The organism is Gammaproteobacteria bacterium (ex Lamellibrachia satsuma), from assembly GCA_019623805.1.
Taxonomy (GTDB): Bacteria; Pseudomonadota; Gammaproteobacteria; order Chromatiales; family Chromatiaceae; genus QGON01.
Map to the genome: position 1 here is coordinate 1,702,108 of CP053680.1, position 17,476 is coordinate 1,719,583.

The window sequence follows — 17,476 nt, forward strand, 5'->3', positions numbered from 1 at the left end:
CCGATGACGGAACCTAACGTGACGTTTTACGTGGATATATCCACCTAGTAGGCCATGCGGAAAATAAGTTCACAGCTTTATCCCTTCGCGGCGTCTGCCGTCATTGCAAGATGCATGCTGTAGAATGGCTACAGCGGCGGTCTTGCGCCTTGCCAGGCACCACAAATGAATGAAATCTGTTTCCTTACTTTCCGCATGGCCCACTAGCCAATGTATCACCGACTGAAATATCTGATAGTGACAGATTTAAACAGAGAATTTTGATGCCATCTTTTGAAGCTCCATAGCCAATCGTGTCTGCTCCTGACTGGCAGAGGCCGTATGTTTCGCGCCTTCAGCAGTTTGAGAAGCGAGGTTACTGATGGAAACCACGCTCTGATTGACCTCCTCAGCAACTGCACCCTGTTGTTCAACAGCGGTGGCAATATGCACATTCATCTCTTTGATCTTTTCCACAGCCTGGATGATCTCGGTTAATGTGCGACCTGCATTTTCCACTTTGTCTTGGCTGTCTTTGGCCTTTTCCTGACCTTGATCCATTACAGCAACCGCGTTCTTGGCTCCTTGCTGAAGTCTTTCAATGATTTTCTGGATCTCTTGGGTCGACTCCTGGGTTCGACCTGCGAGTGTTCGTACCTCGTCCGCAACAACAGCAAACCCACGGCCTTGTTCACCTGCCCTGGCCGCTTCGATGGCAGCATTTAGCGCAAGCAGATTTGTCTGCTCGGCAATACCACGAATCACATCCACGACTGTCCCGATGGCATCACTTTCCTCTTCCAGCTTATGGATGACAGAAGAGACATTCCGTACTTCACCAGCCATATCCGATGTAGCAGCCACAGCCTCATTTACCACCAGGCGTCCTTTAGCTGCTTCGTTATTGGCGAGTTGTGCCACTTGCTCGGCTTCGGCCGCATTTCTCGCAACATCCTGCACGCTGACAGACATTTCAGTCATGGCCGTTGCAACTTGTGCAGTTTCATTCTGCTGCCTCTCCATCCCCTGATTGGTTTGTGTTGACACAACCGAGAGGCCTTCAGCGCCTGAAGTCAGATTGTTGCTGGAGCTGTGAATATCAGCGATTAGGCCGCCGATTTTTTCCGCCAATTCATTAAAGTCATTGGCCAATGCAGCAAACTCATCTTTTCCCTGGTAGGCCATGCGATTTGACAGGTCGCCTTCAGCAAAGCTGCGCATGGCCCGAGTGGCCATGGCGAGAGGACGGTTTACCCGCCTTAAAGCGATCACACTGAAAAACAATAAAACTATCAATGCCGTTACGGCAGTACTCAACTGGATAGTCTGACTCTGGTTGAAAACCTGCTTTGCCTCTGCTTCAGCCGCTGTATAAATCCGATCAACCGCACTGACCACAGCTTTAATCGCTTCATTCATAGCATCACTGCTGGATTGCACATCTATTAACAGCGCTTGCATCTCATCAGATAACTTAATGCTCTCTCTCTGAAGATTCAGAATAGAGTGATCTCCGTACATCATCTCTTTCAATGAACTGAATTCGCGGTACAAATTATCAATAGGTTGTTTCAGCTCAGCATTATCGGCGATTTTCGCTTTTATCTTTTCCATAGAGCTCGTAACGGACTGAAAAACCTGGGCAAGCTGATTATCCTTGATGCTGTTCAATGTATCTGGAGATTGCGCCAACATCATTCGCTGCCCTAACGAGGCCGTCAATGCAACGCCGGTGCGGATATTCTCGCTCTCCTTCTGAAGATTGGAGGTACGACTTAATAGATGCTCTCCAACCTGGTCGCGAAAACGCCAGATGATCTGCGGATCATCTATATCATCTATGTACTCAATACCCTTGATTTTCTTATGCAGCTTACGAATCCGGCGGGTTGCACGTTTTTTCTCGAAGGTGATTTTTCCTGCAATGGCCTCCGATGACTCTTGAATATTTTTTGTTACCGCTTCCATCTCCACAGCGTACTTTGCCTGCTCCTCATCGATATGAAGAGTAGCCTTCTTTTTCTCAAGTAGCGCCGTATCCATGCTTAGAAAATTGATGAAGGCCTCGTTGAGCGTCACAAGTGGTTGCTTGATGCTTTCATCGTTCCCCGCTACCACTTGCGCCCGGTTCATCGCTGCGGTGAATGTCTGCTCCAATCCTTCCCGGGCATTCAGGTCTTTGAGTTTGCCGGTTGAATCTGCGCTGAGGATGCCGGCTTGGCGAGCCAGAATTCCCATGATGCTCTGTTTGAATTCGCGGTTTGCTGCCTGGAGAGGCAAAGCCTTATTAGAAACGGCCTGCTGATTCTCAGAGATATTCTGATAGGAATTCAGAGAGATGATGACCTGAATCAAAACAGCCGTTACCGCAGTCGCGACCCAAACGATCAATAGCCCTTTGATTGTAAGATTGATTTTATTCATTATTCTTTAGCCTTGATGCTTCCAACTATCATCGACGTTTGTGCGGGAGGGTTCCCCCTCCCGTTTTTCCAACTTTAGATCTCAGACCAGTTAAAGGCGACGAACTTTCCCTGTTTCAGCATGGTCGGCCATAACTTGTGGCTTGCCTGATGCTCTGTTTTGCTAAATCCCACCTTGGTGCCGATATCAACATTGGGGGAGCTCAAAGACTCCAGTGCATCAATGAGGCTCTCGCGATTTGGCGATGCACCCGCTTTCTTCAAACCTTCCACGAATAACTTGGCGACCAGATAGCCTTCGAGGGAGACAAAGCCGGGTTCGGCAGTGGCATCATAGGACTTGAGCGCTTCCTGATACTCTTTCACGGTTGCGAGGTCTACCTCGAAATGGGGGACCACCTGGGTCACGATCACACCATCGCCCTTGTCGCCCAAGGCCTTGGCCAGTGCAGTACTGCCGACAAAGGAGACATTTAGAAACTTGGTGTCCGGCAAATCCTCTTTGGCCATCTTAATGAACTTGGCGCAAGGACCGTAGGCACCCACCATGATCACAGCTTTAGGCTCGACTTCCGCATCCAGGATGGTGCCCAGGCCATCTTCCACATTCAGTGTATTGCGGGTATAACGGCCATGGGCCAGCTTTTCCGGATTTGCCACACCCTTCGCCTTTAGGGCCTTCATGGCACCTTTGTAACCGGCATCGCCATAGCCGTCATTCTGGGTGAAGAAGGCGACCTCTTCAGGCTTGATACCCGAGCTGAGAAGACCATCGATCATGGCTGCTGTCTCTTCAGCGTAGCTCGCACGGTAATTGATGATGTATCGATCAGGCGGGGTTTGACGCAGTACACCCGCGCCGGTGAAGGCACCAAACAGCAGGGTCTTTTTCTCGTTGGCAATGGGTACACTGACGATGGCAGTAGGTGTTCCCACATTGCCCATGACGGCAAGTACATTTTCCTCATCAATCAGTTTACGCATATTGGGCGCAGCCCTGGCCGGTTCATAGCCATCATCCAGCGCCACCAGCTTCAATGTATTTCCATTGATTCCAGATTGATTGACCTGGTTAAAATAGGCTTCGACACCCATTTTCATCCCCTGACCCAAGGCCTGTGCAGGGCCACTCAAGGCCGTGGACATGCCCACTTTTATCTCTGCGGCCTGGACACTGGTTATACCCATGGCACAGGCCAACACTGTAAAAATCGTGGTTTTTCGAATAGAAAAAGTTCTTTTGCGGTTCATAACTACTTCCTTAGAGATTTAGTATTTTTGTTATCCGATAACCTGAACGCAGTTGATGAAGATCAGCCCCAACTCTCATTGAGGCAATAGCAACAAATACGCTACTGTCTTGACTTGTCGGCAATAAGAAAAAAAACTTTATATAAGAATTTACAGGAACTCTTAACCTTATGAATTTGATAGTTTTTAAGCTGGGATTGCTTCAATGTGGGCACAGAGGGGAGGTTTGTTCAAAAAAAGATTGGTTTTACTCAATTTTCATGAAGGTCCGCAAAGCGGCAGATTGAGGACAACTGATTGCACTCACACTCTCACAAGTGTGAAATTCACTACTAACTCTCAGGTTTTTGGACCATTTGCCGATCCAGCATAAGAGCCATTTTCGAAGGAAACCATCATGTCGAGCGTTTGGGAAGAGATCTCAAAAAGCATTAAACTTATCTCATTGCCGGACATCTATCTTCGACTGAAATCTGTATTGGAGGATCCGAACTACACTATGGAAAGCGTGGCTTGGGCAATAAACCACGACCCCGCAATCACCGTCCGCCTGCTCCGTATCGTAAATAGCGCCTATTTTGGCCTGGCCACACAGATCGATTCTGTCAGCCGCGCAGTCAACCTGCTTGGCGCCCAGGGAGTTCATGATCTGGTTCTCGCTGCATCGGTGGCACAAAGTTTTACAAACATATCCAACGAAGTGATGGATATGGAGCGATTCTGGCGTACAAGCGTAGTCTGCGCCATTACCAGTAGAGAACTCGCTTCCCTTTGCAGTTCATCGGACGGCGAACGTTTGTTTGTGTGCGGCCTGTTGCACGATATTGGACACCTAGTTAGTCATCTACCAGATGGAGCCTGGCAAGGCGCAGCAGGAGAACCTGTATAAAGCTGAACGTGCCCTGCTGGGCGTCGACTATGCCCAAGTCAGTGCCGCATTGATGCGCCACTGGAAACTGCCCCAGAGTTTATGGGGACCCATCGAGTTTCAGCTCGAGCTTGAGAAAGCCAGGCAGTACCAGTTTTCCGCCAGCCTGGTACATATTGCAGCCATGATGACTGAGGCCACCGATCGGGGCGAACAACTCGATGACGCACTCATCAGAGTTTCGCCACTGGCCTGGCAGGTGACCGGTCTATCCGCTGACCGTTGCCGGGAAGCTTCCCAGAAAGTCGATGAGGAGGTAACTGGTGTCACGCAGCTGATCTTCCCTGCCCAGAAGACCACGTCAGAACTCTAAACTAAGGTGCGCGCGGCGCACCCTACGTTCATCCTGCAAACCGTCACAACGACAGTGAAAATTGAGCCGCAAGACCACTCAACACAAAGATTCTACAGAATATTGGCATTTCTGAATTTTATATGGCTGCCTTTTACAGGTCCTAGAAAAAATATCTCACCCGTAACTCAATGCGATTTTCAACCAGCTTTTCTCCAAATTCAGAGTGAGGAGCACCCTGATTCAGGGCTGCACGGAGGCGTAATTCGATGTTATTAAATCCCGTATAATTCACTCCCGGGACGAGGGAGTAGCTGTGATCCTGAAGGTTTATAATCGATGTAAGATCTGCACTGAGATAGACGATATCGAAGGGTTCTTTCTGGGAAACTCTCAAGTGTAAATAGTCCCGCATGTAATTGGGTGTGAAGAAACCTGCCTGGCCAGCAATATTTCGCGCATTTTCAAACGCTGCAACCTCACCAGTCGACTCTGCTGAATCAAGCAGATTAAAAAATCGATCGGCCTCATTTTTACTCAGGCCGGAGCCGTTGTGATAATACTCAAGGATATAGGTCATATCCTGGGCGGATAGATAGCGTATCCCCAACAGATAACTCGTGCTATCTTGCCTGCGTATATTTATTGCTTCCCCCTCATCCAATATGAATCTTGCCTGGTCATGGATCCAGGCCAGTTCACCGTGTATTTCAAGGTTCGTCGCCAGGTTGCGGGAAAAATCCATCCCGATCCGCCCACTACGGCTTCCGTCGGTCAAGAAAAGAAGATCGATATCCGTATCACGATAGAGGAGGTAGAACCGGCCTGCCAGGTTGATATCCTCTTCAGGTGAAAAATCCTCATTGATGCGATTGGTGACAGGCAATAATACCGGAGTGAAAGCAATCGCCTTCAAAGGCGCATCAAAGCTTCTCACATAGTCTATCGAGGCAATGACAAAACCTTCACGACTCAACTCCGGATCACTGGGATCTTTGACTCGTTGGATGAAACCCACCGGGTTCCACGCGTAACCCGTACCCCATTTCAGGGCTCGCTTGCCGAGTTCAAAGGTCAGCGTGTCGGTAGAATAGCGGTAATAGAGCTGAAAAACGTCCGCATTACCACTACCACCATAGATATCATGCTGCGCTGCGGCCTGGGCATGGAAATTAAGAGAAGAAGCACCGGATCGGTAGAGGCCTTCCAGTTCCAGTACACCGCTATACCGGTCATCTGAGGAGGGCTGCTCATCTGCTGTCGGGAAGTTAAGCCGGAAGAGCGTGCTATCCTGGTCAAAGTACCGGTGCTCCGGCTTTATCTCCAGATGCCCGCTAAACTCGAACGGCTTCTTCTCATACCGGGAGATATCGAAATCAAACTCTTCCGCCTGAACCGGCATCAGGAGCGGAATGAGGAGCAGTCCCGTAAGCCATCGACTCATTCCCGCAGTTCGCCCGCCTTCGACATAAAACTGAGGCTGAATACCTCATCAGAAAAATCGCGCGGTTTAACGCCTGAAAACAACATCACCGATTTATAACCTTTGTGAAGTGGACTGTCTGTCTCCAGCATCGCAGGTCGGATGATGCCGTTACCAAAATCTTTTATCTTGCTGTAATGCAGGGTTTTGATCAGCAACCCACTGGCGGCATAGGCCTCTATCCTGATCGGTACACGAGCCTCTTTATCCACCCACATTTTGAGACGGTCATAGGCGACGCTATTGCTCTTTGCCTTGAGCTCCAGCAGGTACACTCCATCTTCGCTTTTCACCGATTCGGCATGGTATTCGGCACTGAAGTCGAGCCGCATGATATCGGAGTTGTTGAACACGCCACCAACCACCGACTGCAGGCTGGTGATACGCAGCGGCCTGCCGACATCGGGAATATAGAGCCACATATTATCAGCCATCCGCAAGGTGGCGCGTCCCTTCTCGCTGGGCGGATCGAGAAACAGGGCAAGCATCTTGTCATTACCCTTCTTAACGGTATAGAGCACGAAAGCCTTCTTATCGCCATCGGGTTCGATATTAATCAGCTTGCGGTACATCTCATAAGACTCTGGCTGCAGATGCCGATCCACCTCCTGGAGCAACTGTTGGGCGTCCTGGGCATGCAGCGGGACAGCTGCCAGGAGTAGCCAGAGCAATAGAAAGACGTATCTCATCGGGTATTCCTTGAAGGTAAAGGATCAGACATGCCGCAAGGCATCGATGGGGTCCAAACGCGAGGCCTTCCAGGCAGGCTGCAGACTGGCAAGTATGGCGACAATGATGACCATTACTGCAGCCAGGGTGACATCACCCAGTGCGATTTCCGGCTGTAACAGCAGCCCCTTTTGCCGACCAAAATCAAAGGTGATACCGGCATATCGGAACCCGGCTACCAGACCCAGACTAAGGATGACACCGATCACAGCACCCAACAGCCCCAGAAGAAACCCCTCCGCAATAAACAACGAGCGGATACTGCCCGGCGACGTACCCATGGCGGCAATGGTGCCGATCTCGCGAATGCGCTCGTAGACAGCCATGATCATGACATTCATCACGCTGATCAACACAATGGATACCAGCATGATCTTTATGAAGAGCGTCATCAGATCAATCATCTTGGCGATATTTGAAAAGGGAGAGAGTTTCTCCCAAGGGTGAATCTCGAAGGCGGGTCTGCCCTTCTTATTTTTCAATATGCCAATGGATGCTTTTAATTGGCGTTGGGCAGCCTCGATATGATCGAGACCCTTGAGGCGTATGGCAATCTCACTGACCTCGTGGTCATCCATGCGCAGCAGTGTCCGCGCATCATCCAAATGAATGTAACCGTCACGCCCGCCGGGGCCGGATATACCTTCCAACAGGCCCTGTACGACGAAGTTCATTCCGTTCACCGAGCCATCTTTATTATTCGCCACCAGCACGACAGGGTCACCTACCTTGACTTTCATACCCTTGGCGATGAGCTCAGGCACCAGGATCCTGCCTTTTTCCACCAGGACATCTCCACCGCCGGAAATAAACCGCTTACGCAGGTCGGGACTGACCTGTGACTCCCTCACAGGATCCACACCATTCAGGCGGATATTGGTGGTCTCGGTAAAATTACTGAACATGGCGCCAAGCTTGACTCGTGGTGACCAAGCCTCTACCTCATCGATTTCCGCAAGTGCCTCAGACACTTTATCGACCATCTTAGGCGGCATGTTCAGATGTAAAGGCAGGTTATCAATTGAAGAGACATAACCCTTTTTATGGATTTGAAGATGTCCCAACATAGAGTCGGTAATTTGACCGATCATCATGCTCTTGAAGGAGCTTGAAACAGCAATAAACAGCAATACAGCTACCACACCGATGGTGATCAGCAGCGTGGTGAGCAGGGTCCGTCGACGGTAGCGCATCAGGTTGCGCAGGGCGATAGCCAGAATCCGCATCATTGGTTCTCTCCCTTCGTCAGATTAACCACGCCATCCTCCAGGGTATAGATAATCTCTGCTGCCTCCATGATCTTGGGGTCGTGGGTTGAGAAGATAAAGGTGGAGCCGAACTCATCACGCATCTGTTTCATGAGATTGATGATGCGGTAGGCGGTGGCATGATCGAGATTTGCGGTGGGTTCATCCGCCAATATCAATTTGGCATGTGTGGCCAAAGCACGCGCGATGGCCACCCGCTGCTTTTGCCCACCGGAAAGCTCAGAGGGCAACTTGTATGCCTGATCGGTCATATCCACAGCTTCCAACATCTCATTCACACGCTTTCTGCGTTTCTCGGCAGACCACTTTTGCACCATGATGAGGGGGTATTCAATATTCTCGGATACGGTTAGCACCGGAATGAGATTGAAGTCCTGAAAGATGAAACCTATATGCTTGGCGCGAAAGGCTGCCCCTCGCTTTCGATCCAGTGTGTTTACATCCGTATCGAGCACCCTGAGTTTTCCTCCGCTGGGCCGGTCCAGACAGCCGATCATATTCAGCAGCGTGCTCTTACCACTGCCTGATGGGCCGACAAAGGAGACAAAGGAGCTGGAATCGATGCTGAAATCCGCACTCGTGATGGCTGTAACATCGATCTCGCCGGTGCTATAGGTCTTTTCCAGGTTTTCAGCAAAAATAAGTTTCATGAAATATCACTCAAAATCACTATATAGCGAGCCCTGTATCGGACTTGTTTTTCATCAATCGTTATCGTCGAGGCCTTGAGGCGTTCCTCTCTCCAAGCGCTCCATTATGACACCGCTCAAAACCGAGAACAGCAAGATATTAACCACATAAAGTCCAGTATAGAGGGTACCGAAGTAGTGCACCATCAAGGGCAGCATGGGGATCTTTACTGCCCGGCTTTAGAGGAATGCAGCGAGCAAGGACGACCGCATGCCATGGGCTTTGAGATCGTGAATGCAGTGGCTATGTGTCGTACTGGGAATTTCATTTTGGGCGCAAAGAGGATCAGTCACATGGGAGTTTTTAATCCTGTTGAACTTTGCTTTCATTTGGAAGGATTGAAAACCTGATAATCCTAACGGGTGTTTTCGGATACATGCGAAAATAGTAGTCTCCCGGCTCTTCAATGCGAACCGGAATATTCACCCTTCGATCAGTTGATCGAAAGCAATCCTCCAGCGCCATTTCAAACTCGCCGGATATGAGATGTGTGATTACCTTTGCATCTCTCTCAAGCTCCAGTTCAATACGATAATACCCCGGAGCAAAGTGACCGACAGGGATGAAGTAGTTCCTCTCCATCAAAGTCGTAAATTTTTCCAAAATAGCTCTATCCCAGACCCTCTTTGAAGGTATAAGAGTCTGTGTCGGGTAATAGGCGCATTTTCCTTTCATGTAGTTGAGAATATCGAACAGCTCTTTTTGCAGCCATTGCTTCCCGGATGCCTGCCCGTAGTGCCTCAGGACATGACTGGTTGATTTCTCAAAGGCCTCGTCGAAACTCAATCGACCGCTACATTGAGCTTCATGGCATTTTGCGCAGATGGTGTTGAATATAACCACGGATTCGGTGAATGCATTACCCTCTGCAGAGAATGCAGGCGATAAAAACACAAGAAGGCCCAGAAATCCAAAAGACCTGATGACAGATTGCCATTTCATAGACACCACTCCATCAGCCTGCTACAAAATTCAAAATACCCCCAGCCCATCAGGCTTACTGTTAGTATCTACAAATACCACAGTAAAATACTATGACAGTTATCAATCCAAACAAGGTTTATTCTTATCTCGATGCAGACAGGTCCATCAGGAAACCCCACTAAGGATGGCTACACATGACGTTAAACGAAAAAATCAAATTGGATGGCGCTCCCATCCTGCTCTTTGCCCTGATCGTCGGGAGTAAGACTTTTGCCCTCTGGAGCTATCTGGCTGACAAACCGAATCTTTGGATGGTGCTGAAAAACATTAGCAGCATGGGGCAAGATGGCACCTATTATCTTACTAACGAGTTAACCTACATCCTCTACTTTATCACGGCCCTGGCCTTTGATTTTCTTGCATTTTACAGCTTTATTGTGCGCGGAAAGGCCAAAAGCAAACCCCAGGGATTTTGGGAAAACCTGTTTCCACTATTGACCGTATTCGTCCCCGTCATTAGCTTCACACTGTTATTTTTTCCACAAGTCCGGCAATTTTTGCCCGGTTATTCACCGGAAACACTGGAGGTTTTCAGAAGCATCACGCCACTGTTCAGTTTCTATTTCACCATGACAGGTTTCATAACAGGTTTCTTTGGGGCGGCTTTCAGCATATGGGCGATCAGCCACCTGAAACGCTCCTTTGGTCTGCGTGCCGCCGTCCGCACACTAGTAACTACAGGCCCATATGCCAGAATACGACATCCCCTCTATTTGGGTGAGATCGTACACATCTTTGGGATCGCCATTCTGTCAGGAACACCAGTTGGACTTTATCTCTTTGTGGGTGCGGTCTTGTTACAGATCATACGAGCCAAGATTGAAGAACGGAAGTTTATGAGAACCCTGGTGGAATACGAAGACTACAGGAAAAGTACCGGATTTCTGTGGCCCAAGCTGGCAAGAGTCTGATCATTTTCACTGCATCCCAGCATACTCAAGTTTATGGTATAAGAGATAATTGGCATTATCTGCTGGATCTAACAAAAAAGTGGGCCAAGGAGAACCAGGATGAGTATAAAAACGATTGAAGGCTCAGCAAGGGGCGGACAACTTGCTGAGCCGGTTTATGCAGCATTCGTGAACAATGAGCAGCTCAAGTGAGCTATTGATCTTCCGGATCAGAAAATGCAGTTGCGATTATAGCGCGAAACGATCAGTCATCTTCCGCAGTTCGGCCCCCAATGAAATAAGTCTTCCGTTTGCTGCCTGTACTTCATCAGAGCTATCTTTCGTTCGCTCAGACAATTGATTGATGTTCGCAACCTTCTCATTTACATTTTCAGAAACCGCGCCTTGCTGCTCAGCAGCAGTGGCGATCTGCATACTCATGTCACGGATTTTTTCAACGGAAGAAGTAATCATCTCCAGAGATTCACCACCTTTCTTGGATCGTACCGTGGTTTGCTGCACGTGCTCACCACTCCGCTCCATCGCATTCACTGCATCCTGAGCACCATTTTGGAGGCGTTCGATCATAGCCTGGATCTCTTCCGTTGACTCCTGCGTGCGCCCTGCCAGTGTACGCACCTCATCTGCGACAACTGCAAATCCACGACCCTGCTCACCCGCACGGGCCGCTTCAATTGCTGCATTCAGTGCCAGCAGGTTAGTCTGCTCAGCGATACCCCGGATAACATCCAGTACGCCACCAATATCAGTGCTTTGCTGTCGCAGTTGAGCAATAACGGTAGTCGCCTGTTCGATTTCCCGAGAAAGCCCTTCTATCGACCCTATGGTTTCTGTAACAACGCCCTGACCCTCCTTCGCCTCATTATCCGCCTCAGTAGCGGACTCTGCGGCGGCGCTGGTCGTCTGTGCAATTCCCCGAATTGTCGCTGTCATCTGATTCATTGCGGTAGCGACCTGCTCTGTTTCTATACGCTGCGTTGTCATACTTTCATTGGATGCATCTATAGCAGAGGAGATCTGAGTCACCGTGGAATTCAACTCCTGAGTAGAGCTTATCAAGTGCGATATCATGCCCTTCAATTGCTCAGATGTGCTGTTGGCAGCTCGTTGAAGCTCTGCCACTTCGTCGTTGCCTTTGGGGTTGGCCATTACGGTAAAGTCTCCGCCAGCCATCTTATTCAATAGCGTCAAAAGCTCTCGTATTGGGCGAATGATGTTACGCGATGTGGTACCTAGCAGCGCAATGATCGCTCCAAGAGCGACTAACAGGGTAATGACCATAGTTACTAAAAATTTATTTAAAAATGCAGCCGACTGTTGCTTGAACTCAATTTCTGCATTCGCGAGACTCTCAGATACCGAAGGAACTACAGCACCTCCATCATTTTCCAGACCGGGCATCTGCTGAAGATTTTCATAAAGCATTCCATCTAATTCGACAGAAAATCCAAGATATCCGACAGGTGTCTCTACGTCAAAAATCGGGGCATAGGCGATCATCATATTCGCAGCCGCCAGATGGTTAACAACACCTTGCTTAAGACTGTTGTCTTTTATTTCTTTGGTCAGTTCAGCCGGCACCTTGTCAGCCGATGAATACAGCTGCTTACCGCTCAAGTCAGTGACGTATATTACATCCAATCCCATGCCGGACACTTGTTTTACCAAGTCCTCCGCCAACGACTTGTCATCGGCTTCCAAGCCAAGAATGGCATCATAGGGTGCCTGGCCGGCAGTCACAAGAATCAATCCGTTAGCCAACGTTGCCTTCTCACTGTTCAACAGACGGGTGATTGCATCACTCGTTTGCTGCTCGGTTTCGGTATTTATTACCCATGAGAATATGGAACCCATTACAAAGAATGTTAACACTAAGATTGCAATTGGAATCCATAATGTCTTTGTTATTAGTTTCATTTTTTACACCTTGATACCTCAACTCACTGGAGAACGGATATTCTCCATTTCCAGAGAGTCGCAGGCCGGAATTACTTACTTGAAGTGCTTCTTTGCCTGGTCTGTTTTCAGATAAGCAATGACCTTACCAAGCTCATTATCCGGATTGCCTTTTGTGATAACACACAGGGGGCGGGAAATCTCACCGGTTTTTACCACATTTACCTTACCCGGATTGGCATCCACAAAACCCTGGGAGACAGCACCTATTCCACCTTTGAACTTAGAGACCAAATCAACTTCCTTACGAGTCGATTTGACTTCACGAGCCCCTTTTAGATAGGGCTGTTTCTTCATCACGAGTTTCTGGAATACAGAACGGGTGGCCGATCCCTTGCTGGAGGTGATGACAACGATCTTCATATCCGGGCCGCCAACATCCTTCCAGTTGGTTATCTTGCCGGTATTGATGTCTGACAACTGCTGAAAGGTCAATTCAGATACTGAGTTCGCGGGATGGACTATTGGCACGATGACATCACGGGTGATTACGTGTTCCTGATAGGTTCCATCGTCTTCCACTTTGTATTTACTGAGTAAGCTGGCCAACGGGCTTGAGGCAACTGATGCCATGGTCTTGCCGTCAAGAATCTCTTTAAACCCCTTACCGGAAGAGGTTCCACGTACACGAACTTTGACCCCGGTCGCTGCCTGGATGGCTCCAGCCGCCGGCTCGAGCACACGTTTCTGGACAGTGGTGGAGCCGGAGAGCGTTATATCGGCAGCCATTGCCGGAAGGATTCCTATGGTCAACAAGGCAGTAATGAATCCGAAACGGAGAATAGATTTAATCATTAGTTTCTTCCTTAAATTTTACAATATCTTGATTTGAAATTATTTATTCACAAAAAAACTATCGACTGACGAGATGTAAACTTTAGAAAAAGTGGGGAATTTATGATTCACGCTTACTGCTGACTAAACAGGCAGGAATTTAAGTCTCGGACCGCAGTGAGTGACAATCCCGCTCTAAATCACTGATTCAAGGTGTTTTTATTTGATCACGCCCGGCGTTTTTCGCTGCATACATGGCAGCGTCCGCCGCTCCCAGTAAATCCTGCCAGGATTGACCATGTACCGGAAAGGCAGCAACACCTATGCTGACAGTCAGCTTGATTTTTTTGTCCGTCTCAAGTGGAACAGAATGCTCTGCAATACTGCTCCGCAGTCGTTCCGCCAGCCCCATCGCTTCTTGAAGTGGGGTTTCCGGCAGGACAACGATAAATTCCTCGCCGCCATAACGGGCCACATAATCTGTTTTTCGAATCGAATCCTCCAATACCTCTGCCAGACATTGAAGTGCTTTATCCCCTGATAGATGGCCATACGTATCGTTGATAGACTTAAAATGATCTATATCCAGCAGGAATACCGAAAGATCGCGGTTATATCGAGCCGCTCTTTGCAGCTCCTCTTCTATTCGATTCTCCAGTACCTTGCGGTTATACAACCCGGTTAAGGCGTCGTGGGTTGCCAGGTGCTCGAGTTCCCGCTGCGTGGCATGCAGATGATTAAGCATGGTTTGGAAGGAGTTTGCCATCAGACCCAGTTCGTCCCGGCGACCAATGGCTGGAATGCTTACCTCATCACCTTTGGCAATTCTATCAGCCGCGATGGTGAGCTGGTTGATCGGTCTTGTCAGACGCCAGGCCAGCAGGGCCATCCCTATACTGATAAGAAAGACCGTTATCACTACGCCAAATATCAAACGCCCCCCAAACCCTTGCGAAAGTTCATTGATCACATCGTGAGATACAAGGGCCGCTATCATAATTTGCTGTGTCTGATCCAGCGGATTGTAACGGAGATGGGTCTCAATTAAGCTTGCCGAATGTTCCGCAAAATCCTGGAATTCATAACCTTCGTGGAAACGCAGCATCTGTTTGAATGTTGAATAATCCTTCTCTAGTCCGGGACTGCCGCCCAGAGCATGGCTAAACTGCCGATCCTTGTCAGGATGAAGGAGATAGTCGCCCATATGATCGGCCATGATGAAAGAGACATTGGCTGGAGGTGCATCAAAGGGATCGACCAAGGCATTGAAATCGGCATTGATAACCACCACACCAAAAACAGTGCCGTTCTTTGTATGGATGGGTGCAGCCACCCGCATTACCGGCTGCAGTGGAAAGACGATACTGTCATGCTCCTTGTTCAGTTCCACCCTGGAGAGATACTGCTGGTTTGGTTGTAAACGGATAGTTTCCCTTACATAATCACGCTGGCCTTTGCGCTGGAGATCTCCATCAGGAACGACAGCGATGTTACCGCCCACCCGCTCCACGCGAACGATCTCCCGCCCCCTGTCGGCGATGCCGATATATCGAACCTGTAGATAGTCCTGGCGCTGCTCCATCAACAGTTTGAAATCGATCGCCAGACGCTGTTTCCAGAGCGCCTGCGTCATGTTACGCTCATCATCATAGCCACCGCCTGCAACCGCCCGATGGTAGCCGATGACTGGGCCGGAGGTTGCTATGCGCTGCACATCCCGGCGCATACTGTCGATGTTTTCCTGAAAACGGCCGCTGAGCCGCAGCAGCTCCCCCGCCACGCGCTCGATACTCTGCTGGTGCAGCAGGGTACCTGCATCCCGGTAGCTGTAGGCTGAGATGCCGAGGATGCCGATGCCTGCGATCACAAAGGCCAACAGTGCAAACCTTGCGGTGAGTGAGAAGAACCTCACGCCTTCTCACTTTCCATGTGCAGAAGACTCCTCAGTGCAGCGGATATACCTTCAAGAACCTGTAAAACATGCGCTGGCACCTTGCCTTTCTGAGCCTGTATCCGGTCGGGAATCACCGAAATACCAAGAAAGACCTTGAATTCTGTCAGCTCTGTATCGATCAGGCGAACCTGGTTAAACACGTCTGAAGGGGTGACCGTTTCACCGGTGGGGACGGCAATGTTGCGCCCCCCGAACATGCCGGCCCGCCGTTTGGCCATCGCGATCAGATCCACCACCTCTTTGGCCTTATCCAGTACAGCACGGGGTTCCGTGCCTGATTTGAGGTCCGGTGCACTCCAGGTCTCTGGCGGGATGGTTTCGCCCAGGGCCCGGGCAATCAACTGCACATCCTGTTTCGTGACCAGCACCTCACGATAAACATCGTTAGGGGTAAAACCTTCCAAACCGAGAATTGTGTCCAGCAGATTCGAGATCCGCTGCATAAGGAGGAATACATCGCTGGGCCGCTTGTCTTCATATTCACGCACTTGAGTAGACGTCACCCACAGCTTCGCTTCACTGTCCCCCTGTCGATGGATAAGGGCCAGTTCGTTGTCCAGGCGCAGGGCCAGTTCAAATACCTCAGAGGGTGTGATGGTCCTCAACGGGTAGCGCGGTACGGCCATCGGTCCCAGGTTCTGACGCTGCCGCAACACATCCACTTTCTCCATGATCTCCAATGCCTTGCCATAGACATGCTGTGGCTTGAGGCCCGGAATCATCCGGGCCTTGAGCGGTGGCGTCTGAATACCCCGCAGGCGACGGTACTGCATGAGTCGTCCCAGGATATGCTCGCTGACGGAAAAGACCTGGTTGGAGCTCTTTTGCAGTGCCGACCGGTCATACTGCTGCAGCGGTCTGCCCAGATTGAACTCGGGCAGCAAGACGGCAGCCCAGCGGGTGTTCTGTATGACATCATCCGGAGTCTTACCTTCATGCGGTTCCGGATCAGGGAACTGCCGTTCCAACCCCAGGCGGAACTGGATGCGCTGCAGTTCCGCCATGGTTACCCCCATGGCGTCAAAAACATCACTTGGCGCAATCACACGTCTGGGCTGCTGCGTCAGAGTGAGCGGTTTCATCCAGAGATTCCGCTCGGCATGCTGAATCCTGGCCTGCAGATCGTTTACAGATTTCAACGCATGATTGGGCATCTTCCCCTGGCCACGTGGCGGTTTAGCCACTTCCATCGGCAGGCCTTGGCTCCTGCGCAGAAACAGGGCCAGCTCAACGACCTGCAGGCTACGCGTATAGACCTCAGAGGGGGTGATACTGCGTAATCCAAGGGTCTCTTCCAAGGCGATGGAGATCTCGGACAGTGCTGAGTAGACATGGCTTGGTGTCTTGTTGGTGAGATGCTGCTTTCCCTGCTTTTCCTGCGTCTTGTCCTTCAACAGCAGGGTCAATTCCTGGCGCAGGCGGACGACCGTACTAAAAACCTCATTGGGTGTAATATCCCGCCCGGGAAAGCGGGGTACAGTGATTGCCCCGGTCTTGGCAATATTGGCCCGATACCTGCTTATCTTGCCCAGGATCTCCAGCGCCTTTTGAAATACATGCCTGGGTGCCCGAACTGCTTTCACATCCACATAGGGCCAAGGTGTAGTTATGTTGTTTTCTCTACGCAGCTGGCGCACCGCCTCGGTCAGCAGTTGCACCTGATGATAGACATCGCCTGGGGTCTTCTCTGCGGTTTGCGCTGCAGAGGACGGAGAGAAAACTACCAACCAGAAAATCAGCAGCGCAACTGTTACAGCAGAAGTGAGAAGGCGCGCGGAGTGCCTATGTTGATCCTGGAAAGAACCATCGCAGATCGTTCTTGGAGTAAGTATCATCAAACTGACGTGGTCCAAT

General features: G+C 50.0%; 14 protein-coding genes. 3 read left to right on the forward strand and 11 right to left on the reverse strand.

Annotated features, from left to right (window positions below):
- Positions 1-246: 246 nt before the first annotated feature.
- Positions 247-2,403, reverse strand: coding sequence for a methyl-accepting chemotaxis protein (locus HPY30_07155; protein ID QYZ65787.1), 2,157 nt, complete (start codon positions 2,401-2,403; stop codon positions 247-249).
- A gap of 74 nt (positions 2,404-2,477) precedes the next feature.
- Positions 2,478-3,653: an ABC transporter substrate-binding protein gene (locus tag HPY30_07160; GenBank protein ID QYZ65788.1), complete on the reverse strand. Its 1,176-nt coding sequence runs from the start codon at positions 3,651-3,653 to the stop codon at positions 2,478-2,480.
- A gap of 397 nt (positions 3,654-4,050) precedes the next feature.
- On the opposite strand from HPY30_07160, the gene HPY30_07165 reads away from it, so the two are divergent.
- Together HPY30_07165 and HPY30_07170 are read left to right on the forward strand one after the other, a co-directional pair.
- On the forward strand, positions 4,051-4,542 hold the full coding sequence (locus tag HPY30_07165; GenBank protein QYZ65789.1) for an HDOD domain-containing protein: 492 nt from the start codon (positions 4,051-4,053) through the stop codon (positions 4,540-4,542).
- Positions 4,505-4,894, forward strand: a complete 390-nt coding sequence (locus HPY30_07170; GenBank protein QYZ65790.1) for an HDOD domain-containing protein — start codon at positions 4,505-4,507, stop codon at positions 4,892-4,894. Before HPY30_07165 ends, HPY30_07170 begins: the two co-directional genes overlap by 38 nt.
- A 142-nt stretch (positions 4,895-5,036) precedes the next feature.
- Here HPY30_07170 and HPY30_07175 read toward each other — a convergent pair whose 3' ends face one another.
- The 5 genes from HPY30_07175 to HPY30_07195 all read right to left on the reverse strand — a co-directional run bounded on the left by HPY30_07175 (position 5,037) and on the right by HPY30_07195 (position 9,985).
- The gene (locus HPY30_07175) at positions 5,037-6,317 is read right to left on the reverse strand and encodes a hypothetical protein (protein ID QYZ65791.1); all 1,281 of its coding nucleotides are present in this window, start codon (positions 6,315-6,317) and stop codon (positions 5,037-5,039) included.
- Entirely contained in the window at positions 6,314-7,045 is a 732-nt protein-coding gene (locus HPY30_07180) for an outer membrane lipoprotein-sorting protein (GenBank protein QYZ65792.1), read from the reverse strand. The genes HPY30_07175 and HPY30_07180 overlap by 4 nt, the downstream gene beginning before the upstream one ends.
- Before the next feature lie 24 nt (positions 7,046-7,069).
- Positions 7,070-8,314 carry an ABC transporter permease gene (locus HPY30_07185; GenBank protein ID QYZ65793.1) on the reverse strand — a complete coding sequence of 415 codons (1,245 nt, stop codon included), beginning with the start codon at positions 8,312-8,314 and terminating at the stop codon, positions 7,070-7,072.
- Positions 8,311-9,003 carry an ABC transporter ATP-binding protein gene (locus HPY30_07190; GenBank protein QYZ65794.1) on the reverse strand — a complete coding sequence of 231 codons (693 nt, stop codon included), beginning with the start codon at positions 9,001-9,003 and terminating at the stop codon, positions 8,311-8,313. The genes HPY30_07185 and HPY30_07190 overlap by 4 nt, the downstream gene beginning before the upstream one ends.
- A gap of 343 nt (positions 9,004-9,346) precedes the next feature.
- A complete protein-coding gene (locus HPY30_07195) occupies positions 9,347-9,985 on the reverse strand; it encodes a hypothetical protein (protein QYZ65795.1) in 639 nt (212 codons plus the stop codon).
- Positions 9,986-10,161: 176 nt separating this feature from the next.
- On the opposite strand from HPY30_07195, the gene HPY30_07200 reads away from it, so the two are divergent.
- Positions 10,162-10,938, forward strand: a complete 777-nt coding sequence (locus HPY30_07200) for an isoprenylcysteine carboxylmethyltransferase family protein (GenBank protein QYZ65796.1) — start codon at positions 10,162-10,164, stop codon at positions 10,936-10,938.
- A 228-nt stretch (positions 10,939-11,166) separates the two neighbouring features.
- On the opposite strand, the gene HPY30_07205 is transcribed toward HPY30_07200, so the two are convergent.
- From HPY30_07205 to HPY30_07220, 4 genes are all read right to left on the reverse strand, one after another.
- Complete coding sequence (locus HPY30_07205; protein ID QYZ65797.1) at positions 11,167-12,855, reverse strand: HAMP domain-containing protein; 1,689 nt, start codon at positions 12,853-12,855, stop codon at positions 11,167-11,169.
- A 75-nt stretch (positions 12,856-12,930) separates the two neighbouring features.
- Positions 12,931-13,689: a solute-binding protein gene (locus HPY30_07210; protein ID QYZ65798.1), complete on the reverse strand. Its 759-nt coding sequence runs from the start codon at positions 13,687-13,689 to the stop codon at positions 12,931-12,933.
- Between the two features lie 187 nt (positions 13,690-13,876).
- Positions 13,877-15,580, reverse strand: a complete 1,704-nt coding sequence (locus HPY30_07215) for a diguanylate cyclase (protein ID QYZ65799.1) — start codon at positions 15,578-15,580, stop codon at positions 13,877-13,879.
- Positions 15,577-17,349, reverse strand: a complete 1,773-nt coding sequence (locus HPY30_07220) for a hypothetical protein (GenBank protein ID QYZ65800.1) — start codon at positions 17,347-17,349, stop codon at positions 15,577-15,579. The genes HPY30_07215 and HPY30_07220 overlap by 4 nt, the downstream gene beginning before the upstream one ends.
- Between the last annotated feature and the right edge of the window lie 127 nt (positions 17,350-17,476).

Coding starts and splice junctions, on each gene's coding strand:
- HPY30_07185 (QYZ65793.1), bottom strand. CDS start 8,314: ATGATGCGGATTCTGGCTATCGCCCTGCGCAACCTGATGCGCTACCGT.
- HPY30_07205 (QYZ65797.1), bottom strand. CDS start 12,855: ATGAAACTAATAACAAAGACATTATGGATTCCAATTGCAATCTTAGTG.
- HPY30_07160 (QYZ65788.1), bottom strand. CDS start 3,653: ATGAACCGCAAAAGAACTTTTTCTATTCGAAAAACCACGATTTTTACA.
- HPY30_07190 (QYZ65794.1), bottom strand. CDS start 9,003: ATGAAACTTATTTTTGCTGAAAACCTGGAAAAGACCTATAGCACCGGC.
- HPY30_07175 (QYZ65791.1), bottom strand. CDS start 6,317: ATGAGTCGATGGCTTACGGGACTGCTCCTCATTCCGCTCCTGATGCCG.
- HPY30_07200 (QYZ65796.1), top strand. CDS start 10,162: ATGACGTTAAACGAAAAAATCAAATTGGATGGCGCTCCCATCCTGCTC.
- HPY30_07170 (QYZ65790.1), top strand. CDS start 4,505: ATGGAGCCTGGCAAGGCGCAGCAGGAGAACCTGTATAAAGCTGAACGT.
- HPY30_07210 (QYZ65798.1), bottom strand. CDS start 13,689: ATGATTAAATCTATTCTCCGTTTCGGATTCATTACTGCCTTGTTGACC.
- HPY30_07155 (QYZ65787.1), bottom strand. CDS start 2,403: ATGAATAAAATCAATCTTACAATCAAAGGGCTATTGATCGTTTGGGTC.
- HPY30_07195 (QYZ65795.1), bottom strand. CDS start 9,985: ATGAAATGGCAATCTGTCATCAGGTCTTTTGGATTTCTGGGCCTTCTT.
- HPY30_07165 (QYZ65789.1), top strand. CDS start 4,051: ATGTCGAGCGTTTGGGAAGAGATCTCAAAAAGCATTAAACTTATCTCA.
- HPY30_07180 (QYZ65792.1), bottom strand. CDS start 7,045: ATGAGATACGTCTTTCTATTGCTCTGGCTACTCCTGGCAGCTGTCCCG.